Raw genomic sequence first — 22,935 nt, 5'->3', positions numbered from 1 at the left:
CAGACACCTTGGAGATCACCATCGGCGTGCGTGACGTCGCCCGCGAGATCACGATCGATTCCCCGCTGCCCGCGGAGGAGCTGCGGGGCGCCGTCAAGGCGGCGCTGGACTCGGGGACCACGCTCGAGCTCACCGACGAGAACGGCGCCCAGGTGTTCGTCCCCGGTGGCGCGCTCGGCTACGTCCGCTTCGGCTCGGAGACGCCCCGCCGCGTCGGCTTCGGCGTCTGAGGACGCCCGGCGCGGCGACCTAGGCCGTCAGGCCGAGCCGCCCCATGCGCCGGGCGTGCCTGCCCGACATCTCCGACATCGCAGGCGCGGCGAGCGCCGCGGCCTCCTCGTCGCCGTCCGAGGCGGCGACGAGGAGGGCGATGACGGGGGGCAGCACCCCGAGCACCTCGCCGGCGATCCGCCGGCCCCACAGCGACAGCCGCGCCCGTAGCGGCTCGTCCTCGGCCAGCTGCTGCCCCACGAGCTCGACGGCGAGCTCGTCCGGGGCGCGCCGGCCGGCGAGCGCGCGCTCCTGCAGGTCCGCCGGCAGGAGGCGGGCGAGCACCTCCCCGAGGTCGTACACCATGGCGCCCATGAGGCCCGTGCGCAGCACCCGCTCCTCCCAGCTCCCCGGCTCCGTGCGGGTCCCGACCTCCTCGAGCAGCACGAGGTGGGGTGCGACGTCCTCCCGGGAGCCGCCGACGCCCGCGAGCTCAGCGAGCACCGCGTCGTAGTGCCCCATCTGCTCGGCAGCCGTCCGGGAGAGCGCCTCGCGGGCACCGAGGCCCGGAGCCCTCGCCGCGTCCACCGCGAGCCAGGCGAACGTCGTGAGGTCGCCGGCCGCGAGGAAGGAGAGCACCGCGGACGAGCGTCGCTCGGCCGCCGGACGAGGGGTGGTGTCCATGCGCCCACAGTAGGTGCTGCCGCCGGCCCCACCTCGGTGTCGCTTGCCATGCAAACGCTTGCATGCCATCGTCCTGCCACCGGGCAGGCGCTCGCCGTCCCGGTCGTGCGTCACCTGTCGTTCAATGAGGAGTCAACATGGGTGCTCTGGACTGGGCCGTCGTCGGCGGTTACTTCCTCGTCATGGTGTGGATCGGGGTGTGGTCGAAGCGCCGCATCACCAACGCCAAGGACTTCTACGTCGCCGACGGGAAGATCCCCTGGTGGCTCACCGGGATCTCCCACCACATGTCGGGGTACTCGGCCGCCGTCTTCGTCGGGTACGCGGCGCTGGCGTACACGACCGGCTTCGCCGTCTACGTCTGGTGGGCGCTGAGCATCACCGTCGCCTGCTCGGTCGGGGCGTGGCTGTTCGCCCCGCGCTGGCCCCGGCTGCGCCAGCGGCTGGGCATCATCTCGCCGCTGGAGTACCTCACCACCCGCTTCAACGTCGCGACCGAGCAGGTGCTCGCCTGGTCCGGCGCGCTGCTCAAGGTCTTCGACGTCGCGGCCAAGTGGACCGCCTCGGCGATCCTCCTCAACGTGTTCGCCGGGATCCCGCTCGGCTGGGGGATCCTCCTCGTCGGTGGCGTCACGATGTTCTACTCGACGATCGGCGGGATCTGGGCCGACGTGCTCACCGACTTCGGCCAGTTCGTCATCCAGTTCGTCGCGGCCATCGCGATGTTCGTCATCGTCATGGTCGAGCTCGACGGCGTCTCCACGCTGTGGACGATGTGGGACCAGCTCCCCGCGGGCCACTCCGAGCCCTTCAACGGCACGCTGACGATGTGGTTCTTCCTCGCCTACTGCGTCATCTCCACGCTCTCCTACAACGGCGGCACGTGGAACCTCGCGATGCGGATGATCTCGACGCCGGACGGCCGCGAGGCGCGTCGCTCGATGGTCCTCTCCGGCGCCCTCTACCTGCTGTGGCCGCTCGTGCTCTTCGTCCCGATGTGGGCTGCCCCCATCCTCCTGCCCGACCTGGGCAACCCCGAGGAGTCCTACGCCGTCATGGCGCAGACCTTCCTGCCCGCCGGCCTCATCGGCCTCGTGCTCGCCGGGATGTTCGCCCACACGATGGCCATGACCGCCTCGGACGCCAACGCCATCTCCTCCGTGGTCGTGCGTGACATCATCCCGGTGTTCCGCAAGGGCAAGGGCTTCCTCCCCGAGGGCCGTGAGCTGTGGGTCGCCCGCTTCACCACGTTCCTCTTCATCGCCCTCTCGATGGGCATCGCCCTCACCTCCGACAGCTTCGGCGGGGTGCTCGGACTGCTCATCACGTGGTTCGGGGCGCTCGTCGGCCCGATCGCCATCCCGATGCTCCTCGGCCTGCTGCCCTGGTTCCGGAAGTCCGGCCCGTCCGCCGCCCTCATCTCCTGGGCCGCGGGGCTCGTCGTCTTCGCGCTCAACAAGTACGTGTGGCCCGGCTGGATCGAGTCCTTCGGCGACGAGGCGCAGTCGGTGACGGTCGCGAGCCCGGTCCTCGTCTCCCTCCTGCTGTTCATCGTCATCGGGCACGTCAAGCCGGAGAACACCCCGGAGAGCGACGCGCTCATCGACTCCCTCGACAGCGACGCCGGAGCCCCGGCCCCCGCGGGACGGGCCTGATGCACCGCTGGGCCCAGCACCTCCTCGAGGACGTCCTGCCGTGGTGGGAGTCCCGTGCGCTGGACGACGAGACCGGCGGTGTCTTCACCTGCTTCGACAACGACGGCGTGCTGCTCTCCGAGGAGAAGTACACGTGGTCCCAGGGACGCTGGGCCTGGCTGTGCGCCGAGCTCGCCGAGGAGGCCCGGGCGGGCCGCCTCGACGTCGACGCCGCCACCTGGGTACGGCGCGCCACCGGGACCGCCCGCTTCCTCGCCGACCACGTCCCCGTCCCGGGCGGGCGGACGGCGTTCCGCACCGACCGGTACGGGCGTCACCTCACCGGCCCCGACGGCGAGGTCGCCACGAGCGTCTTCGCCGACCTCTTCACCGCACTGGGCCTGGGAGCCGCGCTGCGCGTCGACCCGACGGTCCCCGCCGAGTGGCTCGGGACCGCGACGACGATCCTCACGACCGCCGAGGCCGCCGTCGCCGACCGCAGCGCGCTTACGGCCCCCTACCCCGTCCCGCCGGGGTTCCGGGACCTCGCGGGACCGATGAACCTGCTCCACACCTCCGCGGAGCTGCTCCGGGCGAGGGCGGCCGGGGCGGCCCGCGGGGCGGTGGAGTGGGAGGTCGTCGCGGGCGTGCGTGACCGCGCCCTCGGTGCGCTCCGGGAGGAGTTCCTCGACACGAGGACGTGGCACGAGTTCATGCCCGTCACCGACGCGCTGGACGCGACGCTGCTCGCGCGGCACCGCACCCCGGGCCACCTCCTCGAGGCGCTGTGGATGCTCGTCCACGCCGAGGAGCAGGCCGGGCTCACCCCCGAGACCGACCGATACGTCTCCCTCGCGCTCGCGGCGCTCGCCCTCGGGTGGGACGAGGCCGAGGGCGGGGTGCTGCGCTACGTCGACAAGGAGGGTGGCGCCCCGCGCGGCGACCTCATCGGCGAGCACCCCACCCCCTACGAGGACCTCGTCGGTGCCACGTGGGACACCAAGCTGTGGTGGGTCCACGCCGAGGCCGTCTACGCGACCGGCCTGCTCGCGGGCGCGAGCCCGGAGCTGGCCGCCTGGCACGAGCGCGTCGCCGACTACACGATGTCGACGTTCCCGGACCGGGAGAACGGGGAGTGGCTGCAGATCCGCTCCCGCGACGGCGCACCCCTCAACGCGGTGGTCGCCCTCCCGGTCAAGGACCCGTTCCACGTCGTCCGAGCCCTCATCCTCCTCAACCGAACGACACCGCAAGGAGCGTCATGACACTGCACCCGATCCACCTCCACGTGCACGGCACGGTCGAGGAGATGGGCGCTGCCGCGGGCAGCCGGGCCGCCCGGCTGGTCCGTGAGGCCCTGACGGCGAAGGGCGGCGCGCGCGTCATGCTCGCCGCGGCCCCCAGCCAGGCCGCCACCCTCCGCGCGCTCGCGGCCGCCGGGGACATCGACTTCACGGCGGTGACGTTCTTCCACATGGACGACTACGTCGGCCTGTCTCCCGACGCCCCCCAGGGCTTCGGCAACTGGCTCGAGCGCAACTTCCTCGCCCTGCTCCCCACGCGACCGGTGTTCCACCGCATCCCGGTGGACCAGGCACCCGCAGCGGCCGCCGAGGGGTACGCCGCCACGATGGGTGAGGAGCCCTTCGACGTGCTCCTGTGCGGCCTCGGCGTCAACGCCCACCTCGCGTTCAACGACCCACCGGCCGACTTCGCCGACCCGCGGTCCGCCCGGGTCATCGAGCTCGACCCGGTCTCCCGCCGGCAGCAGGCCGACGAGGGCCACTTCCCCAGCGTCGAGGACGTGCCCGAGCAGGCCGTCACCGTGACGATCCCCCGCCTGCTCGCCAGCGCCCACGTCGTGTGCTCGGTGCCCGGCCGCGAGAAGCGTGCGGCCGTCACCCGCACCCTCGAGCTCGACCCCACCCCGATGGTCCCCGGCACCGCGCTCAAGACCCACCCGGACGTCCACCTCTACGTCGACCCGGCCGCCGCGCCGCGAGAGGGTGGTGACCATGAGTGAGTCCATCGCCACCGCCTACCTCGCCCGCGTGACGGCCCTCCTCGAGTCGATCCGCGACACCGAGGCCGCGGCCGTCGACCAGGGCGCGGCCATGGTCGCCGACCAGGTCGCCGCCGACCGCCTCGTCCACGTCTACGGCCCTGGCGGGCACTCCAACCTCGCCAGCCAGGAGGTCTTCTTCCGGGCCGGCGGCCTCATGCACGTGTCGGCCGTCCTCGACGAGGGGACGCTGCTGTCCGGGGGTGCGCTGCGATCCATGGCGATGGAGCGCACCCCCGGCTACGGACGTGTGGTCATCGGCTCCGCGCGGCTCGGGGCGGAGGACCTCCTCGTCCTCGTCAACGCCTACGGCATCAACGCCGCTCTCATCGACGCGGCGCTCGAGGCCCGCGAGCGCGGCGTCCGGACCATCGGCGTCTCCTCCCGGGAGCACGCCGACAGCACGGCGCCCGGCCACCCCGCCCGGCACCCCAGCGGTGCCAACCTCCACGACGTCGTCGACCACCACATCGACACCAAGGTGCCCGTGGGGGACGCGGTCATGGAGGTCCCCGGCGCCCTCGAGCGCACCGGTGCCGTCTCGACCTTCGCCAACGCCTTCACGCTCAACTGGCTCATGATGCGCACCATCGAGCTCCTCGGCGAGCGCGGTGTCGAGGCACCGATCTGGCGCTCGGGCAACGCGCCCGGGGGCGACGAGGCGAACAACCGCTTCATCGAGCGCTTCACGGGGCGGGTGAAGTGGCTGTGACGGTCGACGGGCTCGACCCCGTCACCGGGGACGTCCTGCGGGTCACCTGCGAGGACGGGATCATCAGCGCCATCGACCGCGACAGGACGACGGCGCCGGCCGACCTCCCCCACCTCGCCCCCGGACTCGTCGACCTGCAGGTCAACGGCTACGGCGGGGTCGACGTCAACGGCCCCACGGCGTCCCCCGAGGGGATCGCCGAGATCACCCACCGCCTCGCCCGGGCCGGGGTGACGACCTGGGTCCCCACCGTGGTGACGGCGTCGGAGGAACAGATCACCCACAGCCTCCGGCAGGTCGCCGCGGCCCGCGCCGCCGACCCCGCGACGGCGGCCGCGATCCCCTTCGCGCACGTCGAGGGCCCCTTCCTCTCCCCCCTCGACGGTCCCCGTGGAGTCCACGACAGCAGCGAGATCCGACCGGTCGACGCGGAGGAGGTCGCGCGGTGGTCCGCCGCGGGCCCGCTCGGCTACGTCACCGTCTCCCCCCACTGGGAGGACTCGGCGGCCCAGATCGCGCGGATCGTGCGGGACGGGGTCGCCGTCGCCGTCGGGCACACGCACGCGAGCACCGACGAGATCCGGGCCGCGGTCGACGCGGGCGCCACGCTGTCGACCCACCTGGGCAACGGCATCTTCGCGACGCTGCCCCGCCACCCCAACGCGATCTGGACCCAGCTCGCCGACGACCGCCTCACCTGCGGGCTCATCGCCGACGGGCACCACCTGCCGGCGGAGACGCTCGAGGTCATGGTCCGCGCGGCCGGCACCGGGCGCACGTACCTCGTCTCGGACTCCGTCGAGCTCGCCGGCTCGCCGGCCGGCACCTACCGGACGGCGGTGGGCGGGGAGGTCGAGCTCTCGGCGACGGGTCGCCTGTCCTACGTCGGCACCGACCTGCTCGCGGGGGCCGCCGTCGACCTCGGGCACTGCGTGCGATTCATGGTCGCGCGGACGTCCTTCTCCCTCGCCCAGGTCCTCACCATGGCGACGACGACGCCGGGGACGGTGGTCGCGGCGCTCGGCGGGTCCCGGCGCGGGTCCCTCCAGGTCGGCCAGCGCGCCGACCTCGTCCGGCTCACCGCCCAGGGTGGGGTCGTCGACGTCGTCCAGGGCGGCAGGCCCGTCACGTGACGCCGCCGAGCCCGGGCGGGCTCCTCGCGGGCGCCGCCGTCGAGGTCGTCGACGTGCCGGTCGGCACGGCGCTGGCCGGGTTCGTCGCCCGCCCCGGTCCCAGCACGGGGGTGCACGACCCGCTCACCGTCCGCGCCGCCGTCGTCGGTGACGTCGCGGTCGTCACGGCGGACGTGTGCGCGCTGCACGAGGACTCCTGCGCGAGGGTCCGCGACCTCCTCCGCCCGATCGGCGTGCGCGACGCCGTCGTCACCGCGACCCACACCCACTCCGGGCCGTGCGTCGCCCGCGGCCGCGTCGGCGAGCACGACGCCCAGGTCCACGACCGGGTCGTCGCGGCCGCCGTGACGGCGGTCGGCCGGGCCTGGCGGGCCCGTGTCCCGGTCACCCTCGCCTTCGGTGAGGCGACGGGCGTCGGTGTCGCCCGCGACCGCCGGCACCCCGAGCGGGCCATCGACCCGCCCGTCCAGCTCCTCCGGGCCACCGCTGCCGGCGACGCGGTCTCCGTCGTGCTCTCCCTCGTCGTCTACCCGTGCCATCCCGTCGTCCTCGACGGCGCCAACACCCTCGTGAGCGGCGACTACCCGGGCTACGTCCGCGACCTCGTCGAGCGGGCCGCACCGGGCAGCGTGTGCCTCTTCGCCACGGGCGCGGCCGGTGACGTCAACACCGGTCACAGCGCCGAGGCGTCCTTCACGCCCACCGGGACGGGACGTCGCACCTTCGCCGAGGCCGAGCGCATCGGCACCGTCCTCGCCGAGGCGGTCGCCCGGGTGCCGCTGCGGGCCCTCGACGACGGCGGCGTCGCGGTCCGGACCGCCGCCGTCACCCTGCCGATGGACGCGCCGGGCGACCCGGCGTGGAGCGGACGGGTCACCGTGACGTCCCTCGGCGAGCTGCGGGTCGTCGGCCTGCCCGGCGAGCCCTTCCTCGCGAGCGCCGAGCGGTTGCGGGCCCTGCGTCCGGGCCGGCCCACGGTCGTCCTCGGGTACGCCGACGGCGTGCCCGGCTACCTGCCGGTCGCCGAGGAGTACGCCCACGGCGGCTACGAGGTGCTCGACGCCTACCGGTACTACGGCATGCCCGGCCCCTTCCGGGCGGGCGGTGCCGAGATCCTCCACGACGCGGCCGCCGCCCTCCTCCGGGACGCCGACGGTGGCTAGCACGACGATCGTCGAGGTCGCCAAGGCGCTCGGGGTCGCGCCGTCGACGGTCTCGCGCGCCTTCAACCGCCCGCACATGCTCCTGCCGGAGACGGTCGCCCGTGTCCGGGAGGTCGCGGCGGAGATGGGGTACGTCCCCAACCGTCACGCCCGCGCGCTGAGCACGGGGCGGACGAGCGCGATCGGCCTCGTCCTGCCCGACATCACCAACCCGTTCTTCCCCCCGATCGTCCGCGCGGCGCAGCAGGCGGCCGAGGAGCGGGACGTGTCCGTCCTCGTCGCCGAGACCGACAACGACCCGCGCCGCGAGCTGCGCCAGCTCGACCAGCTGCGCCCGCAGGTCGAGGGCATCCTCCTCGCCTCCTCCCGGCTGCCCGAGGACCAGCTCGACGAGGTCGTGCGGCGTGACCGCGTCGTCCTCCTCAACCGGGACCACCCGGGGGCGGCCCGCGTGCTCATCGGCTCGGGTGCCGCCGTCACCGCCGCGGTGGCACACCTCGCCGCGACCGGGTCGCGCCGCCTGTGCTACGTCGGCGGCCCCCGCCGCTCGTGGTCCGAGCACGAGCGGCTCAGTGCCGTCGTGCGAGCGGCCGAGGAGCACGGCCTCACCGTGACGACCGTGCGGGTGGAGTCGGGCACCTACGACGACGCCCGGTCCGTCGCGGAGTCCCTGCACCCGGAACGGACCGACGCGGTCATCGCCTTCGACGACGTCGTCGCGCACGGGATCATCGACGGGCTCGCTGCCCGCGGGGTGACCGTCCCGGGGGACGTCCGCCTCGTCGGCTGCGACGACGCCCTGCCGATCCAGACGCACCCCCGGCTGTCGACGATCCGCCTCCCCTCGGCGCAGGGCGTCCGGCGTGCCGTCGAGGTCCTCCTCTCCGGGGAGGGCGCCCCGCTCCCGGAGAGCCGTGAGCTCTTCGACGGCACCCTGTGCCTGCGGGAGACCACGTAGGAAAGCGATGTCACAGGCCGGGAGCGGCGCGGAGCGCTACACTGGCACGGTTCATACGGTTGACCGGTCGTCACGTATCAGAGCCCTGCCGCGACAACGCGGCGCGAATGCCCACGATCGGCTGCCACGACCAGGCGGTGCTGCCGGCGATCTCGCCGCCCCGCCACAACCGGATAGGTACCACTCGTGACTGACACCTCCTCGGGCGTGATCACGCCCTCGGCCGACGACGGCCCCATCGACGTCTCCACCGCCGTCGACACCGCCGCCCTCGGGGACGCCGGCATCGACACGATCGACGCCGACATCACCGACGCGAGCAACGCGGCGCTCGCCCCGGAGCGCACCTTCGCCGACTTCGGCGTCGACCAGGCCATCGTCGACGCGCTGGCTGACGACGGCATCGTCCACCCCTTCCCCATCCAGGCGCTCACCCTGCCCGTGGCGCTGAGCCGCCACGACATCATCGGCCAGGCCAAGACCGGGACGGGCAAGACCCTCGGCTTCGGCATCCCGGCGCTGCAGAACGTCGTCGCCCCCGGTGAGGACGGCTGGGACGCGCTGCCGGACCCGGGCAAGCCGCAGGCCCTCGTCATCGTCCCCACCCGCGAGCTGGCCGTCCAGGTCGCCGGGGACCTCGTCGTCGCCTCCCGCCGCCGCCCGACGCTGCGCGTCGCCCAGGTCTACGGCGGGCGCGCCTACGAGCCGCAGATCGAGGCGCTCCAGCGGGGCGTCGAGGTCGTGGTCGGCACGCCCGGCCGCATGATCGACCTGTACAAGCAGCGCCTCCTCGACCTCTCCCGCGTGCGCACCGTCGTGCTCGACGAGGCCGACGAGATGCTCGACCTCGGCTTCCTCCCCGACGTCGAGACGCTCCTCGCCGGCACCCCGGCCACCCGCCACACCATGCTGTTCTCCGCGACCATGCCCGGCGCCGTCGTCGCCCTCGCCCGCCGGTACATGACGCGCCCCACCCACATCCGCGCGCAGGACCCGAACGACGACGGCCACACGGTCAAGTCGACCCGGCAGATCGTCTATCGCGCCCACGCCCTCAACAAGGTCGAGATGCTCTCGCGCATCCTCCAGGCCGAGGGCCGCGGCCTCACCATCGTCTTCACCCGGACCAAGCGCACGGCCGCGAAGGTCGCCGACGAGCTCGCCGAGCGCGGCTTCGCCTCCGCGGCCATCCACGGCGACCTCGGGCAGGGCGCCCGCGAGCAGGCGCTGCGTGCCTTCCGCTCCGGCAAGGTCGACGTCCTCGTCGCCACCGACGTCGCCGCCCGCGGCATCGACGTCGACGCCGTCACGCACGTGGTCAACTACCAGTGCCCCGAGGACGAGAAGACCTACCTGCACCGGATCGGGCGCACCGGCCGCGCCGGCCTGTCCGGCACCGCGGTGACCTTCGTCGACTGGGACGACATGCCGCGCTGGGGGCTCATCAACAGGACCCTCGGCCTGGGTCTGGAGGAGCCGCCGGAGACGTACCACACCTCCCCGCACCTCTACTCCGACCTGGGCATCCCCACCGGGGTCACCGGGCGGCTGCCGCGCAGCGCCCGCACCCGCGCCGGGCTGGACGCCGAGACGCTCGAGGACCTCGGGGAGACCGGCAAGTCCGCCGGGCGCGGCACCCGCGCCCCGCGCAGCGGCGGCCAGGGCGGCAACGGCCAGGCCCGTGGTGGACGCGGCGAGGGCGGCCGCCGCGAGAGCGGCAGCACCGGCCAGGCCGCCGAGGCCCCGCGCGAGGGCCAGGCCCGGCGCCGTCGGCGCCGCACCCGCAAGCCGAGCGGGGCCGGCGAGGCCTGACTTCGCACGCTCCCGCGCCCCCGTCCGGACTCCGGGCGGGGGCGCGCCCCTTCTCGACCCCCACTTCCGATGGACGGTGTGTGGCTTCTGTCACGCACATTCGATAACCTGCCCGGATGCGGTCAACGGGGGCAGCACACGCGGTTCGGGCAGCGTCGTCCGCCGCGCTCGTCGTGCTGCTCTCCCTCGCCTTCCACCTGCTCGCCGGGGGCACGGCACCGACGGCCTCGACGGTCGGCTGGCTGAGCGCAGCCTCGGCCGCGGCAGCTCTCGCCCTCACCCGGCGGCCGCTCGGCCCGGCCCGCCTCGTCCTCCTCCTCACCGTCGCCCAGGTGGTCCTCCACCACAGCTTCGAGGCCGGCGCGCACCACGGCGCCCACGGCCATGCCGCCCCGCTGCCCATGGTCGCGACCCACGCGCTCGCCACGGTCCTCACCGCCCTCCTCCTGCGGCACGGCCGGGCGCTGCTGCGCGCCGGTCTCGCCCGGGTCGTCCGCAGCCGGCTCCTCACATCCCGTCTCCTGCCCGTCCCGCCCCGCACCGTTGTCGCCGTCGCACGCCCGGTTCCGCCGGCGGCCCCCGCCACCGGTGCCGCCTCCGGACGCGCCCCTCCCCTCCCGGTTCGCAGCTGAGTCCAGGTCGCCCCCGACGGCGGCCCGCCCGGGCGTGCCTTCCGCACCTCCCGGGACCCTGTCGAACCGAAAGGCACACCCATGAAGCGTTCCCTCACGGCTGCCGCGACCACTGTCGCGGCCGCCGGACTCGTCCTGCTCGGCGCCTCCGGCGCGGCCGCGCACGTCACGGTCTCCCCGAGCACCACGGAGGCGGGCTCCTACGCCGTCCTCACCGTCTCCGTCCCGCACGGCTGCGGCGACTCGGCGACCACCGCGGTCGCGATCGAGATCCCGGAGTCGATCCCCGCCGTCACCCCCACCGTCAACGCGGGCTGGGAGATCGAGAAGGTCATGGAGACCCTCGACCCGCCCGTCGACGACGGTCACGGCGGCCAGCTCACCGAGCGCGTCGCCCAGGTGGTCTACACGACCGACTCCCCCCTGCCCGCCGACCACCGCGACGCCATGGAGCTGTCGGTGCGGCTGCCCGACACCCCGGGAGAGACGCTCGCCTTCCCGGTCGTCCAGACCTGCGAGGAGGGCGAGGCCCCGTGGGTGCAGCTCGCCGCCGACGGGCAGGACCCCGACGAGCTCGAGTACCCGGCGTCGGTCTTCACGCTCACCGCCGCCGCTGACGAGGACCCTGCCGCCGCGGGTGTCGAGCAGGCCGCCGAGACGGGGACCGACAGCGAGCCCGTCGGTGACGACACCGCAGCGGAGGCCACGACCCCTCCCGCGGCCGTGTCCTGGATCGCGCTCGCGCTCGGGGTCGCCGGCCTCGCACTCGGTGGCCTGGCCCTGGCCCGCACGCGTCGCACGAGCTGACGACCCCATGACGGTCCAGCCGCTACGGCGGACCGTGCTGGGGCTCGTCGCCACGGTGGCCGGGGTGCTGCTGACGCTCGCGTCAGCCGCCCCGGCCACCGGGCACGCGATGCTCCTCGGCACGGACCCCTCCGACGGTGACGTCCTTGAGGCACCGCCCGCCCTCGTCACCCTCACCTTCAACGAGCCCGTCCGGGCGGACGACGACGGCGTCCGCCTCCTCGACGCCGCGGGCGACCCGCTCCCCGCACCGGTCCGCCCGGTGGACGACACCGTCGAGGTCACCGTGCCGGCCGGCCTGCCCGACGGCACCTACATCGTCGACTGGTCGGTCGTCTCCGCCGACGGGCACCCGGTCGGCGGCGCCTTCACGTTCTCCGTGGGGCAGCCCTCCGCCGAGGTCGCCGAGGTGCCTCCTGCCGCCGGCCCCTCGCTCGTGGACCTCCTCCACCAGGGGGCGCAGGTCTTCGTCTACCTCGGGATCCTCGGCGCGAGCGGCCTCGTCCTCTTCCGCACCGTCCTCCTCGACCCGGCGGCGCGCGTCGTCCACGCGCCGGTCCTCCGGCTCACCACCGTGTCCGCGGCCGCCGCGCTCGGCGGTCTCCTCGTCTACCTCGCCGCCGACGGCGCGTGGCGCACCGGGACCGGCATTTCCGGCCTCGTCGCCCCCGGCACGCTGTGGGACACCCTCACCGCCACCCCGGTGGGGCTGGCGACGGTCGTGGCCCTCGTCGGCCTCGTGCTCACGCTCGGCGTCGCCACCACCCCGGCCGGCAGGGCGCTGACCTGTGCGGGCGCCGGCCTCGCCCTCCTCTCGCTCCCGCTCGCGGGCCACAGCCGCTCCTACGGCCCCACGTGGCTCGTCCTCGGCAGCGACGCGGTCCACGTGCTGGCCGGTGCCGTCTGGTTCGGGGGTGTGCTCGGGCTGGTCATCACGCTGCGCAGCTCCGCCCCCGCGGACGCCGCCGCGCGCACCGTGGGCCGGTTCTCGACCGTCGCCCTCTGGGTGGTCCTCGCCCTCGCCGCCACGGGCACGGTGCTCGCCTGGCGCATCCTGCCGGACCTCGGTGCGCTCACCGGCACCGGCTACGGCCTCACGCTGGTCGCGAAGGTCGCCGTCGTCGGCCTCGTCGTCGTCGTCGCCGCGTGGAACCGCTACCGTCTCGTCCCTCACGTCGGGGACGACGACGGCGCCCGCGCCCGGCTGCGCCGCACCGTGGGCACCGAGGCGTGGCTCATCCTCCTCGCCGTCGCGCTCACCGGTGTCCTCGTGTCCCAGAGCCCCACCGCGGGGCACACGCCCCCCGCCGCAGCCCAGCCCGTCTCCGAGCACGTGGCGCTCGGGGACGGCATGGCCGACGTCCGGGTGACCCCCGCCCGGGTCGGCGCCAACACCGTCGATCTGGCCCTCCACGACGCGGACGGGGAGCCCCTCGAGCCGCAGGCCGACCCCCAGGTGAGGCTCTCCCTCCCGGACCGGGACCTGGGGCCCCTCACGCCCGCGGTCACGGCGACCGGCACCGGCCGCTACGAGGTCGCCGTCGACCTCCCGCTGCCCGGGACGTGGGAGCTCGAGCTCGGCGTGCGCACCTCGACCTTCGACAACCCCGTCGTCGTCGTGCCCGTCGAGGTGGTGCCCTGAGCACGCTCAGGCGTGCACGTCGATGAACGCGAAGACGGCGTCGGCCATGAGCTGGACGGCGATCGCCGCGAGGAGCAGACCGGCGAGGCGGGTGACGAGAGTCGTGCCGCCGTCGCCGAGGACGCGGTGGATGACGAGCGAGAAGCGCATCGCCAGCCACAGGCACAGGTGCACCCCGACGATCGCCAGGGCGATGGCGAGCCAGCCCGTGGGGCCGTCGGCGTCCTGCACCGCGAGCATGGCGGCGACGATCGCGCCGGGACCGGCCAGCAGCGGCGTGCCGAGCGGGACGAGCGCGACGTTGACCTTGCCGCCGCCCGCCGGCTGCGGCTCCTCCGCCTTGCCGGTGAGCAGCTCCATCGCGACGAGGAGGAGCAGCAGGCCGCCGGACAGCTGGAGGGCGGGCACGGAGATGCCGAGGAAGTCGAGGATGTAGGGCCCGAGCACCGTGAACACCGTGATGACCCCGAGCGCGACCACCGTCGCCTGCCGGGCCGCCCGCTTGCGCTCCCGTGCGGTGCTCGTCGAGGTGAGCGCGAGGAAGATCGGCACGGTCCCGGGCGGGTCCATGATGACGAACAGCGTGAAGAAGGTCGTGGCGAGCAGCCCGACGTCGAGGACCCCGCTCACGGGCGGACCACCGGCAGGTAGCCCTCGCTCTCGATCTGCTCCAGCACCGCGGGGTCGGTGAGGTGCTCACCGAGCCGGTTCGGCTTGCCGGTGCCGTGGTAGTCGCTCGACCCGGTGACGAACAGGCCGAGGGAGGAGGCGAGGTCGAGGAGCTGGGCGCGGGCGCCGTCGTCGTGGTCCCGGTGGTCCACCTCGAGCCCACCGAGGCCGGCGGCGGCCATCTCCTCGATGACGGCGTCCTCGACGACGCGGCCGCGGGCCCCGGCGCGCGGGTGGGCCATGACCGGCACACCGCCGGCGCGGCGGACGAGCTCGACGGCGGCGACGGCGTCGGGCGCGTCGTAGCGCACGTAGTACGGGCCCTGGGCGTGGAGGATCTCGGTGAAGGCGGCGGACCGGTCGGTGACGTAGCCGCGGGCGACGAGCGCGTCGGCGATGTGGGGGCGCCCCACGGTCCCGCCGGGCTCGAGGAGGGCCTCGACCTCCTCCCAGGTGAGCTCGAAGTCCAGGGCCAGGCGCTCGACCATCCGCCGCGCGCGGCCCAGGCGGGAGTCGCGGGCACGGGCGACGGCGGTCCCCAGGCCCCGGGCGGCGGGGTCGTGGAGGTAGGACAGGAGGTGGACGCTGATCCCGCCGGCGGAGGTGGAGATCTCCGCACCGCGGACGAGGGCCACACCGGTGCGCTCGACGGCGGCGGCGGCCTCCTCCCACCCGTCCCACGTGTCGTGGTCGGTGAGGGCGACGACGTCGAGCCCGGCGGCGGCCGCGGCGGCCATGAGCACGGCGGGGCGCTCGGTGCCGTCGGAGAGGCTCGAGTGCGTGTGGAGGTCGACGGCGGGGCGGGCGAGCACGAGCCCCAGGGTACGACCTGGGCGCCCGGCAGCGGGCGCCTCGTGCGTGCGACGATGGGCACATGAGCGACACGGACCGTCCGGACAACCAGCCGTTGAGCGAGCGCGGGTCGAACCGTTCCCAGCGCCCCTCGTCGCCCGCCTTCCGAGCCTTCATCGCCTCGGGCTGGGACGAGCAGCCGCCCACCCTGCCCGGGGAGAGCCCCGCGGCGCCCTACGCGGCCGCCCGCCGCGAGCGCCTCGGCGCCCTGTTCCCCGGTGAGCGCCTCGTCCTGCCGGCCGGCACGCTCGTCACCCGGTCCAACGACACCGACTACCGCTTCCGGCCCCACTCGGCCTTCGCCCACCTCACCGGGCTGGGCACCGACCAGGAGCCGGACGCCGTCCTCGTCCTGCACCCCGACGGCGACGCCACCCACGAGGCGGTCCTCTACTTCCGCCCCCGGGCGGGCAAGGACACCGAGGAGTTCTTCGCCGACTCCCGGTACGGGGAGCTGTGGGTCGGGCGGCGGCCCAGCCTCGAGGAGGTCGCCGCCCTCACCGGGCTGCGCACCGCCCACATCGACTCCCTCGCCGACGAGCTGGCCAAGGACGCCGGCGCCGGGGGCGTCCAGGTCCGCGTGGTGCGCGGCGTCGACGCCGCGGTCCAGGCGCAGGTCGAGACCGCCCGCACGGGCCAGCAGGAGACGGAGGCGGCCGACACCGTCCTCGCCGAGGCGCTGTCCGAGCTGCGCCTGCGCAAGGACCCCTTCGAGGTCGAGGAGATGCGCAAGGCCGTCGCGGCCACCGCCGAGGGCTTCGCCGACATCGTGCGGGCCCTGCCCCGTGCCCTCGCCCACCACCGGGGCGAGCGCGTCATCGAGGGCGTCTTCGGGGCTCGCGCCCGTGAGGAGGGCAACGCCGTCGGCTACGACACGATCGCCGCCTCCGGCAACCACGCGAACACCCTGCACTGGATCCGCAACGACGGCGCCGTCCGACCCGGGGACCTCGTCCTCATCGACGCCGGGGTGGAGGTCGAGTCGCTCTACACGGCCGACGTCACCCGCACGATCCCGGTGGACGGGGTCTTCACCGAGCCGCAGCGCCGGGTCTACGAGGCCGTGCTCGACGCCGCCGACGCGGCCTTCGCCCGTGCCGCCGAGCCGGGCGCGCGCTTCCGCGACCTCCACGCCGCCGCGATGGAGGTGCTCGCCCACCGGCTGGCCGAGTGGGGGCTGCTCCCGGGCACCGCGGAGGGGTCCCTCGCCGAGGAGGGCCAGTTCCACCGGCGCTGGATGGTCCACGGCACGAGCCACCACCTGGGCATCGACGTCCACGACTGCGCCCAGGCGCGCCGGGAGATGTACCTGGACGCCGAGCTCGAGCCGGGCATGGTCTTCACGATCGAGCCGGGCCTGTACTTCCGCGCCGACGACCTCACCGTCCCCGAGGAGCTGCGGGGCATCGGCGTGCGTATCGAGGACGACGTCCTCGTCCGCGAGGACCGCAGCGTCGAGAACCTCAGCGCCGCCCTCCCCCGCCGCGCCGACGACGTCGAGACCTGGATGTCCACCCTCCGGGAGAGCTGACCCCCACCCCGGGCACCGAGGGCCGAGCTGCTGCTGGTCGGGCCACAGCTCAGCTCTCGGGGGTGGGGCGGGGTCAGTCGATCTCGCCGGTTCGGAAGGCCTTGCCGATGATGTGCTGGTGGAAGCGCTCGTAGGTCTCCGCCTGGTCGCGGGCCTGCTGGGCCAGCGCCTCGAACATCGGCGCGGGCAGCCCGAGGTCGGGCGAGAGCTCGACGAGCGTCTGCCACAGCCCGAGCTTGCCCATGACGGCGCTGCGCATGAGCTCTGACTCGAGCACCGGGGTCATCGGCGAGCCGCTGAGCCGCTCGTTGACCTTGAGCCGCCCCGCGCGCTCGGCCACCCACGCCGCCGCCTGCCGGTGCGGGCGGCGCTTGAGGGACAGCGAGTCGATGAGGTTGACGAGCAGCTCGCGCTCCTCGCGGATCTCCAGCGCGACCCGGGCGAGGTCCTCGCCGAGGTCGGAGTCCGCGTAGTCCGCTGCCATCCGCTCGGACCGCTCGAGGCCGGCCGTGGCACCGGTGAGGTGGTCCGACAGGTAGAGCCCGAGGATGTCGCGCTCGAGGTGGGCGGGCACCCGGTGCGCGGCGGAGCCCTCCTGCGACTCGGCCACGAGGCCGTCGGCGGGGACGGAGCCGGGCGGGAGCTGGTCCTGGGGCCAGCTCTCCCGGGGCCGCATCTGGGGGCTGGGCGTGCCCTGGCCGTCCGCCATCCCGGTGAGGAGCTCACGCAGGGTGTCCTTGGCCTCGCGCGCGGGCTCCCAGCCCAGCTCGGTGCGGGCCCGGGTCGTGTCCATGAGAGGGACGTTCATCGCCATGTCGAGCCAGCCGGCGTCGGCCGCCAGCGCCCGCGCCTGCCACGCGAGGGAGACGACGGGGCGCAGCGCCGCGGGCGGCACCTCGACGACCCTCCCGTGGTCGAGGACCTCGGCGAGGTCCTTGCCGGTGAGGACCGGCTCGGCGGCGACGTTGAACGCGCCGGTGGCACCCTGGACGATGATGCGGCGGTAGGCGTCGGCGAGGTCGTCACCGTGGACGACCTGCAGGCGCAGGCCGGCCGGCAGCGGGAGGAAGGGCAGCCCCCCGGGGCGCAGCAGCGCCGGCGGCACGAGGGCCCCGAGGAACAGCCGCATGATCTCCGCGCCGGCGTCGGCGTCGAAGACGAGAGCCGGGCGCACCCGCGCGACGGACAGGCCGGCGGCCTCCGCCTCGTCGAGGACACGCTCCTGGGCGGCCTTGTCGACGGCGTAGTGGGAGGTCGGCGCGGTGCCGTGGGCGGGCCACGACTCGTCGCGCCGCTCGTCGTCGTCGACCGGTGAGTAGGAGCCCACCGACGACGCGACGACGAGGTGCCCCACCCCCGCCCGCAGGCACGCCTCGACGACGCGGCGGGTGCCGTCGACGTTGGCCCGCCGCAGCAGGTCGCGCTCGTGGTTGGGCTGGATGAGCCAGGCGAGGTGGACGACGGTGTCGACCCCCTCCAGCGCCCGCGCGAGCTCGTCGACGACGAAGTCCTCGCCGTCGGCCAGCGCCACCGGCGCGGCGATGTCCACCTGCTCCCACCGGGCCGTGTCGTAGGGCTCCGCCGTCGCGTCCGGGCGCCGCCGGGCGATGCCGACGACCTCCGTCACCCGCTCCTCACCGCGCAGGGCGTGGAGGAGCGCGGTGCCGCTGTTGCCGCTCGCCCCGACGACGGCAACCCTCATCGCGCACCCGCCTGCGTCGCGGGCAGCGCGGGGTCGAGGACCACCTTGATCGCGCCGTCGTCCTTGCGCTGGAAGATGTCGTAGCCGTGGGCGGCGTCCTCGAGGGAGATCCGGTGGGTGCGCAGGTCGAGCACGCCCAGGGGGTCGGCGGAGTCGCTCACGAGCGGCAGGACGTCGGAGATCCAGCGGTGGACGTTGGCCTGGCCCATCCGCAGGTTCACCTGCTTGTCGAAGAGGTCGAGCATCGGCATCGGGTCCTGCGCACCGCCGTACACGCCGGACAGCGAGATCGTGCCGCCGCGGCGGACGATCTCGATCGCGGCGTGCAGCGCCGCCATCCGGTCGATGCCCGCCTTGGTGAACAGGGGCCTGGCGAGCGCGTCGGGCAGCATCCCGGCGCCGGCCTGCACGCCCTTGGCCACGGGCGAGCCGTGCGCCTCCATGCCGACGGCGTCGATGACGGAGTCCGCGCCCCGTCCGTGGGTGAGCTCGCGGACGGCGGCGGCGACGTCGTCGACCCCGCGCAGGTCCATGGTGGCGATGCCGTGACGGCGTGCCATCTCCAGGCGCTCGGGGACGGGGTCGACCCCGATGACCTGCTCGGCGCCGCGGTGGCGGGCGATGCGGGCGCTCAGCTGCCCGACCGGGCCCAGCCCGAGGACGACGACGGTCCCGCCCGGCGGCACCTGGGCGTACTCCACGGCCTGCCAGGCGGTGGGGACGACGTCGGAGAGGTAGAGGTAGCGCTCGTCCGGCTCGCCGTCGTCGGGCACGACGACGGGGCCCACGTCCGCGAACGGCACGCGGAGGTACTCCGCCTGCCCGCCGGGCACCTGGCCGTAGAGCTTCGTGTAGCCGAAGAGGGACGCGCCCTTGCCGTGCTCGCGCACCTGGGTGGTCTCGCACTGGGAGTGCAGGCCGCGGGAGCACATCCAGCACGACCCGCAGGCGATGACGAAGGGGACGACGACGCGGTCGCCGGGCCGGAGCGAGGTGACCTCGCTGCCGACCTCCTCGACGACGCCCATCGGCTCGTGGCCGAGGACGTCACCGGCCTCGAGGAAGGGGCCGAGCACGCTGTAGAGGTGCAGGTCGGAGCCGCAGATGGCGGTGGAGGTGATCCTGATGACGGCGTCGGTGGGGAGCTGGATCCGCGGGTCGGGGACGTTCTCGACGCTGACCTTCTCCCGGCCCTGCCAGGTGAGTGCGCGCACGTGGGCCCCCGCTCAGCTCGCGGGCGCGGCGGGGTCGTCACCCTCCGCCTGCGAGGGCTGGTCGAGGGGCTCCTCCCGCTCCAGCTGCTCGGGGTCGGCGTCGGGATCCTTGGCGGGGTCGTAGGGCTGCTCGGACGGGGTCGGTGTGTTCTCGCTCATGCTTCTCACCATTCCACCGGCCTGGGGGCCGCGCACCCCGAGCACACCCGGCTTGCCGGGTTACCGCACCGGCTCGATCCTGTGGCGATGACCGTCGACTCCCCGCCCGCGGAGACCACTCGTCTCGCGCGGCGCATCACGCCCTGGCTCCTGTTCCTCTTCATCCTCGGTGACGTCCTCGGTGCGGGGATCTACGCGCTCGTGGGGGAGCTGGCCGCCGAGTCCGGCGGCGTGATGTGGGCACCGCTCACGGTGGCCCTCCTCATGGCCCTGCTCACCGCCGCGAGCTACGCCGAGCTCGTGACGAAGTACCCCAAGGCCGGTGGGGCGGCGATCTTCGCCCAGCGCGCCTTCAAGCGGCCGATCGTCTCCTTCGTCGTCGGCTTCTCCATGCTGGCCGCGGGGGTGACGAGCGCGGCGGGTCTGTCGATCGCCTTCGCCGGTGACTACCTCGCCACCTTCGTCGACGTCCCGACCCAGCTCGCCGCCCCGGTGTTCCTCGTCCTCCTCGCCCTGCTCAACGCGCGGGGTATCAAGGAGTCGGTGCGCTCGAACGTCGTCATGACGGTCATCGAGGTCTCCGGGCTCGTCCTCGTCATCGTCGTCGTGGCGGTCGCGGTGGGCGGCGGTCAGGGTGAGCCCGGCCGTCTCGTCGAGCTGCCGCCGGGGACGGGCGCCGGGACGGCGGTCCTCGCCGGCGCGCTCCTCGCCTTCTACTCCTTCGTCGGCTTCGAGGTCTCGGCCAACGTCGCCGAGGAGGTCCAGGACGTCAGCCGCGTCTACCCGCGCGCCCTGTTCGGTGCCCTCGGCGTCGCGGGCGTCGTCTACGCCCTCATCGGTATCGGCTCGGCGCTCATCATGCCTCCGGAGGACCTGTCCGGGTCCTCCAGCCCGCTGCTCGACGTCGTCGAGGCGAGCGGGGTCGGCGTCCCCGACTGGCTGTTCTCGGTCATCGCGCTCGTCGCCGTCGCCAACGGCGCGCTGCTCACGATGATCATGTCGAGCCGGCTCGTCTACGGCATGGCCGACGAGGGGCTGCTGCCCTCGGTGCTGACCACGGTGCTGCCGAACCGGCGCACGCCGTGGCTCGCGATCGTCGTGACGACGGCGGTCGCCGCCGTGCTCACGATCATCGGGGACCTCGCGACGCTCGCCGAGACGGTCGTGCTCCTCCTGCTCGTCGTCTTCGTCAGCACCAACCTCGCGGTGCTCGTCCTGCGCAAGGACACCGTGGACCACGACCACTTCCGCACGCCCCGGGCGCTGCCCGTCCTCGCCCTCATCACGTGCGCGGTGCTGCTGAGCCAGCAGTCCCTGCAGGTCTGGCTGCTCGGTGCCGGGATGGTCCTCATCGGCGTCGTGCTCTACTACGTCACCCGCGGGGTGCGCGACACCGACCGCGCCGCGGCGGGTCCCGCCGACCGCTCCCGCTGAGCGCCCCCCTCCCTCCCCCTCCATCCCGCCGACAGCCGACTTACCGCCGACAGCCGACTTACCACCGACAGCCGACTTGCCGGCGACAGCCGACTTACCGGCGACAGCCGACTTACCGACGGCCGCCCGTTCGGGACGGGCCGGCGAGGCAGTGACCGCCGGGCCGGAACCTCGTCACGTCTGCTGCGGGTCGGGCAGGCGGACCGCCGACGGCGACACAGCCCCTCGTCGGCAGACGAGCTCTCGACGACAACTCGGCTCTCGGCGGCAACTCCGCTCTCGGCGACAACTCCGCTCTCGGCGGCAACTCGGCTCTCGACGACAACTCGGCTCTCGACGACAACTCGGCTCTCGGGCGGGAAGGGGGGCGGAGGGCGGACGGCGTCAGGCCAGGCTGGGCAGGTGCTCGCGCGCGAAGGCGAGGGACTCGGCCAGCGCCGCCTCCCGCTCGGCCGCCTTCATCTTGCGCGTGGTCACCTCGACGGCGATGGAGCCCGCGAAGCCGAGCTCCGGCAGCGCCCGCAGCACCTCCTCGCAGGGCTGGTTGCCCCGGCCGGGGGCCAGGTGCTCGTCGCGGTTGGAGCCGGTGGAGTCGGTGAGGTGGAGGTGGGCCAGGCGCCCGCCGAGCTCCCGCGCGACCGCGAGGGAGTCCTGCCCGGCCACACCCGCGTGCGACAGGTCGAGGGTGACGTGCTCGTAGCCCAGGCCGACGGGGTCCCAGTGCGGCAGGTAGGCGTGCCGCTCCTTCGTCCGGGAGCCGTCCTTGGCCCGTGCCTTCCACGGGAACATGTTCTCGACGGCGAGCTTGACGTCCGTCCCGGCCTGGCGCCGGGCGATGCCCTCGACGAAACCGGACGCGTAGTCGCGCTGCCAGCGGAAGGGCGGGTGGACGACGACGGCCTCCGCGCCCACCGCCTCGGCGAGCTCGACGGAGCGGTCGATCTTGCCCCAGGGGTCGGTGCCCCAGACACGCTGGGTCAGCAGCAGCGTGGGTGAGTGGATCGACATGACCGGGACGCCGTAGGTGTCGGCCAGCTCGTTGAGCCGGGTCGCGTCACGCGTCTCGGGCCATTTCCAGACCATGACCTCCACGCCGTCGTAGCCGAGCCGCGCGGCGTCGGCGAAGCAGGACTCGGTGCTGCTGGGGTAGCACGAGGAGGTGGACAGGAGGATCGGAGGGACCCTCACGAAGTGCGCTCCTCGCCGTCCTGCGGCGCGGCGGGCCGCCGCTGCCCGTAGCGCGGATTGCCGTGCTCGTCCTCCAGGGGCGTGAAGCTGCGCGCGGGCGGCGGGGCGGGCGCCTCGGCGGCACCGGCCGGGCCGGGCTGGGGGGCCTGCTGGGCGCCGTAGGGGCCGGGCGCCGGCGGGACGGCCGCCTGGGGCACCGGCTGCTGCTGGACGGCGGGGTCCGCGCCCACCCGGGCGCGGATGCCGGCCTCGCCGAGGAGGCGCATCGCCTCGCCCACGCGGCTCTGCTCGCACAGCAGCCCGTAGCGGCTGGCGACGACCTGGCTGGAGGAGGTGAAGTCGCGCTTGCCGCCGGTGAAGGCGTAGGAGACGAGCGCGAAGAGGATGCCGAAGGCCGCGCCGATGACGAGCGCGGGCAGGAGCATCACCAGGGTGCTGCCCTCGGAGAGCAGCCCGAAGAGGAGTCCGACGAACAGGCCGAACCACGCGCCGGACATCGCGCCGGCGAGCGCCACGCGCGGGTAGGACAGCCGCCCGGTGATGCGCTCGACCATGCGCAGGTCCGTACCGACGATCGTCGTGTGCTGGACCTCGAACTCCTTGTCCGAGAGGAGGTCGACGGCGCGCTGGGCCTCGAGGTAGGTGTCGAAGGAGGCGATCTGGACGCCGGTGGGGAGGGTCGGCGTCGGGGGCACGCGACCCCTGCTGCTGGAGAAGGCCATGACGCTGATTGTCCC

The 22,935-nt window shown here is 74.2% G+C and carries 22 protein-coding genes; 14 read left to right on the top strand and 8 right to left on the bottom strand.

The genetic code is table 11. The annotated features are described in order from the left end of the window. The first annotated feature begins 8 nt into the window (after positions 1 to 8). Positions 9 to 230, top strand: a complete 222-nt coding sequence (locus GD632_RS01665) for a DUF3107 domain-containing protein (RefSeq protein ID WP_152187978.1) — start codon at positions 9 to 11, stop codon at positions 228 to 230. Between the two features lie 19 nt (positions 231 to 249). On the opposite strand, the gene GD632_RS01660 is transcribed toward GD632_RS01665, so the two are convergent. Beyond that, the gene (locus GD632_RS01660; RefSeq protein ID WP_193311292.1) at positions 250 to 894 is read right to left on the bottom strand and encodes a ferritin-like fold-containing protein; all 645 of its coding nucleotides are present in this window, start codon (positions 892 to 894) and stop codon (positions 250 to 252) included. A gap of 137 nt (positions 895 to 1,031) precedes the next feature. On the opposite strand from GD632_RS01660, the gene GD632_RS01655 reads away from it, so the two are divergent. From GD632_RS01655 to GD632_RS01605, 11 genes are all read left to right on the top strand, one after another. Further along, the gene (locus GD632_RS01655; protein ID WP_152187973.1) at positions 1,032 to 2,549 is read left to right on the top strand and encodes a sodium:solute symporter family protein; all 1,518 of its coding nucleotides are present in this window, start codon (positions 1,032 to 1,034) and stop codon (positions 2,547 to 2,549) included. Then, positions 2,549 to 3,793, top strand: a complete 1,245-nt coding sequence (locus GD632_RS01650) for an AGE family epimerase/isomerase (protein WP_152187971.1) — start codon at positions 2,549 to 2,551, stop codon at positions 3,791 to 3,793. Before GD632_RS01655 ends, GD632_RS01650 begins: the two co-directional genes overlap by 1 nt. Next, complete coding sequence (locus tag GD632_RS01645; RefSeq protein ID WP_152187969.1) at positions 3,790 to 4,551, top strand: 6-phosphogluconolactonase; 762 nt, start codon at positions 3,790 to 3,792, stop codon at positions 4,549 to 4,551. The genes GD632_RS01650 and GD632_RS01645 overlap by 4 nt, the downstream gene beginning before the upstream one ends. Then, positions 4,544 to 5,302 carry a sugar isomerase domain-containing protein gene (locus GD632_RS01640; RefSeq protein ID WP_152187967.1) on the top strand — a complete coding sequence of 253 codons (759 nt, stop codon included), beginning with the start codon at positions 4,544 to 4,546 and terminating at the stop codon, positions 5,300 to 5,302. The genes GD632_RS01645 and GD632_RS01640 overlap by 8 nt, the downstream gene beginning before the upstream one ends. Then, positions 5,293 to 6,435, top strand: coding sequence for an N-acetylglucosamine-6-phosphate deacetylase (locus GD632_RS01635; RefSeq protein WP_226924404.1), 1,143 nt, complete (start codon positions 5,293 to 5,295; stop codon positions 6,433 to 6,435). The genes GD632_RS01640 and GD632_RS01635 overlap by 10 nt, the downstream gene beginning before the upstream one ends. Next, positions 6,432 to 7,598 carry a neutral/alkaline non-lysosomal ceramidase N-terminal domain-containing protein gene (locus tag GD632_RS01630; protein ID WP_152187965.1) on the top strand — a complete coding sequence of 389 codons (1,167 nt, stop codon included), beginning with the start codon at positions 6,432 to 6,434 and terminating at the stop codon, positions 7,596 to 7,598. Before GD632_RS01635 ends, GD632_RS01630 begins: the two co-directional genes overlap by 4 nt. Then, positions 7,591 to 8,556 (top strand): LacI family DNA-binding transcriptional regulator, encoded by a 966-nt coding sequence (locus GD632_RS01625; RefSeq protein ID WP_193311291.1) that lies wholly within the window; start codon positions 7,591 to 7,593, stop codon positions 8,554 to 8,556. The genes GD632_RS01630 and GD632_RS01625 overlap by 8 nt, the downstream gene beginning before the upstream one ends. 186 nt (positions 8,557 to 8,742) lie before the next feature. Then, on the top strand, positions 8,743 to 10,368 hold the full coding sequence (locus GD632_RS01620) for a DEAD/DEAH box helicase (protein WP_152187961.1): 1,626 nt from the start codon (positions 8,743 to 8,745) through the stop codon (positions 10,366 to 10,368). 116 nt (positions 10,369 to 10,484) lie between these two features. Continuing rightward, complete coding sequence (locus tag GD632_RS01615) at positions 10,485 to 11,000, top strand: hypothetical protein (RefSeq protein WP_152187958.1); 516 nt, start codon at positions 10,485 to 10,487, stop codon at positions 10,998 to 11,000. An 81-nt stretch (positions 11,001 to 11,081) separates the two neighbouring features. Continuing rightward, the gene (locus GD632_RS01610) at positions 11,082 to 11,807 is read left to right on the top strand and encodes a YcnI family copper-binding membrane protein (protein WP_152187956.1); all 726 of its coding nucleotides are present in this window, start codon (positions 11,082 to 11,084) and stop codon (positions 11,805 to 11,807) included. 7 nt (positions 11,808 to 11,814) lie between these two features. After that, the gene (locus GD632_RS01605; RefSeq protein ID WP_152187954.1) at positions 11,815 to 13,449 is read left to right on the top strand and encodes a copper resistance CopC/CopD family protein; all 1,635 of its coding nucleotides are present in this window, start codon (positions 11,815 to 11,817) and stop codon (positions 13,447 to 13,449) included. 6 nt (positions 13,450 to 13,455) lie between these two features. Here the strand turns inward: GD632_RS01605 and GD632_RS01600 are convergent, their stop codons facing one another. Beyond that, positions 13,456 to 14,079 carry a MarC family protein gene (locus tag GD632_RS01600; protein WP_152187952.1) on the bottom strand — a complete coding sequence of 208 codons (624 nt, stop codon included), beginning with the start codon at positions 14,077 to 14,079 and terminating at the stop codon, positions 13,456 to 13,458. Beyond that, positions 14,076 to 14,939, bottom strand: coding sequence for a PHP domain-containing protein (locus GD632_RS01595; RefSeq protein ID WP_452176636.1), 864 nt, complete (start codon positions 14,937 to 14,939; stop codon positions 14,076 to 14,078). The genes GD632_RS01600 and GD632_RS01595 overlap by 4 nt, the downstream gene beginning before the upstream one ends. A gap of 53 nt (positions 14,940 to 14,992) precedes the next feature. Here GD632_RS01595 and GD632_RS01590 point away from each other — a divergent pair, with 53 nt between their 5' ends. Next, the gene (locus GD632_RS01590; RefSeq protein WP_152187947.1) at positions 14,993 to 16,501 is read left to right on the top strand and encodes an aminopeptidase P family protein; all 1,509 of its coding nucleotides are present in this window, start codon (positions 14,993 to 14,995) and stop codon (positions 16,499 to 16,501) included. A gap of 73 nt (positions 16,502 to 16,574) precedes the next feature. Here GD632_RS01590 and GD632_RS01585 read toward each other — a convergent pair whose 3' ends face one another. The 3 genes from GD632_RS01585 to GD632_RS15850 are packed head-to-tail and all read right to left on the bottom strand — an operon-like array spanning position 16,575 to position 19,576. Next, positions 16,575 to 18,203: an NAD-dependent epimerase/dehydratase family protein gene (locus tag GD632_RS01585; protein ID WP_152187944.1), complete on the bottom strand. Its 1,629-nt coding sequence runs from the start codon at positions 18,201 to 18,203 to the stop codon at positions 16,575 to 16,577. Next, a complete protein-coding gene (locus tag GD632_RS01580) occupies positions 18,200 to 19,417 on the bottom strand; it encodes a zinc-dependent alcohol dehydrogenase (protein ID WP_152187942.1) in 1,218 nt (405 codons plus the stop codon). Before GD632_RS01580 ends, GD632_RS01585 begins: the two co-directional genes overlap by 4 nt. Before the next feature lie 12 nt (positions 19,418 to 19,429). Continuing rightward, the gene (locus GD632_RS15850) at positions 19,430 to 19,576 is read right to left on the bottom strand and encodes a hypothetical protein (protein WP_193311290.1); all 147 of its coding nucleotides are present in this window, start codon (positions 19,574 to 19,576) and stop codon (positions 19,430 to 19,432) included. A gap of 87 nt (positions 19,577 to 19,663) precedes the next feature. On the opposite strand from GD632_RS15850, the gene GD632_RS01575 reads away from it, so the two are divergent. Beyond that, positions 19,664 to 21,010: an APC family permease gene (locus tag GD632_RS01575; protein WP_152187940.1), complete on the top strand. Its 1,347-nt coding sequence runs from the start codon at positions 19,664 to 19,666 to the stop codon at positions 21,008 to 21,010. A 384-nt stretch (positions 21,011 to 21,394) separates the two neighbouring features. Here the strand turns inward: GD632_RS01575 and GD632_RS01570 are convergent, their stop codons facing one another. Both GD632_RS01570 and GD632_RS01565 read right to left on the bottom strand, forming a co-directional pair. Further along, positions 21,395 to 22,198 (bottom strand): sugar phosphate isomerase/epimerase family protein, encoded by an 804-nt coding sequence (locus GD632_RS01570; RefSeq protein WP_152187938.1) that lies wholly within the window; start codon positions 22,196 to 22,198, stop codon positions 21,395 to 21,397. After that, the gene (locus GD632_RS01565; protein ID WP_152187935.1) at positions 22,195 to 22,920 is read right to left on the bottom strand and encodes a general stress protein; all 726 of its coding nucleotides are present in this window, start codon (positions 22,918 to 22,920) and stop codon (positions 22,195 to 22,197) included. Before GD632_RS01565 ends, GD632_RS01570 begins: the two co-directional genes overlap by 4 nt. Positions 22,921 to 22,935: the final 15 nt, after the last annotated feature.

This window comes from Georgenia satyanarayanai (genome assembly GCF_009193135.1).
In the GTDB taxonomy this organism is placed as follows: domain Bacteria; phylum Actinomycetota; class Actinomycetes; order Actinomycetales; family Actinomycetaceae; genus Oceanitalea; species Oceanitalea satyanarayanai.
This window is presented reverse-complemented; position numbering and strand designations above follow the sequence as displayed.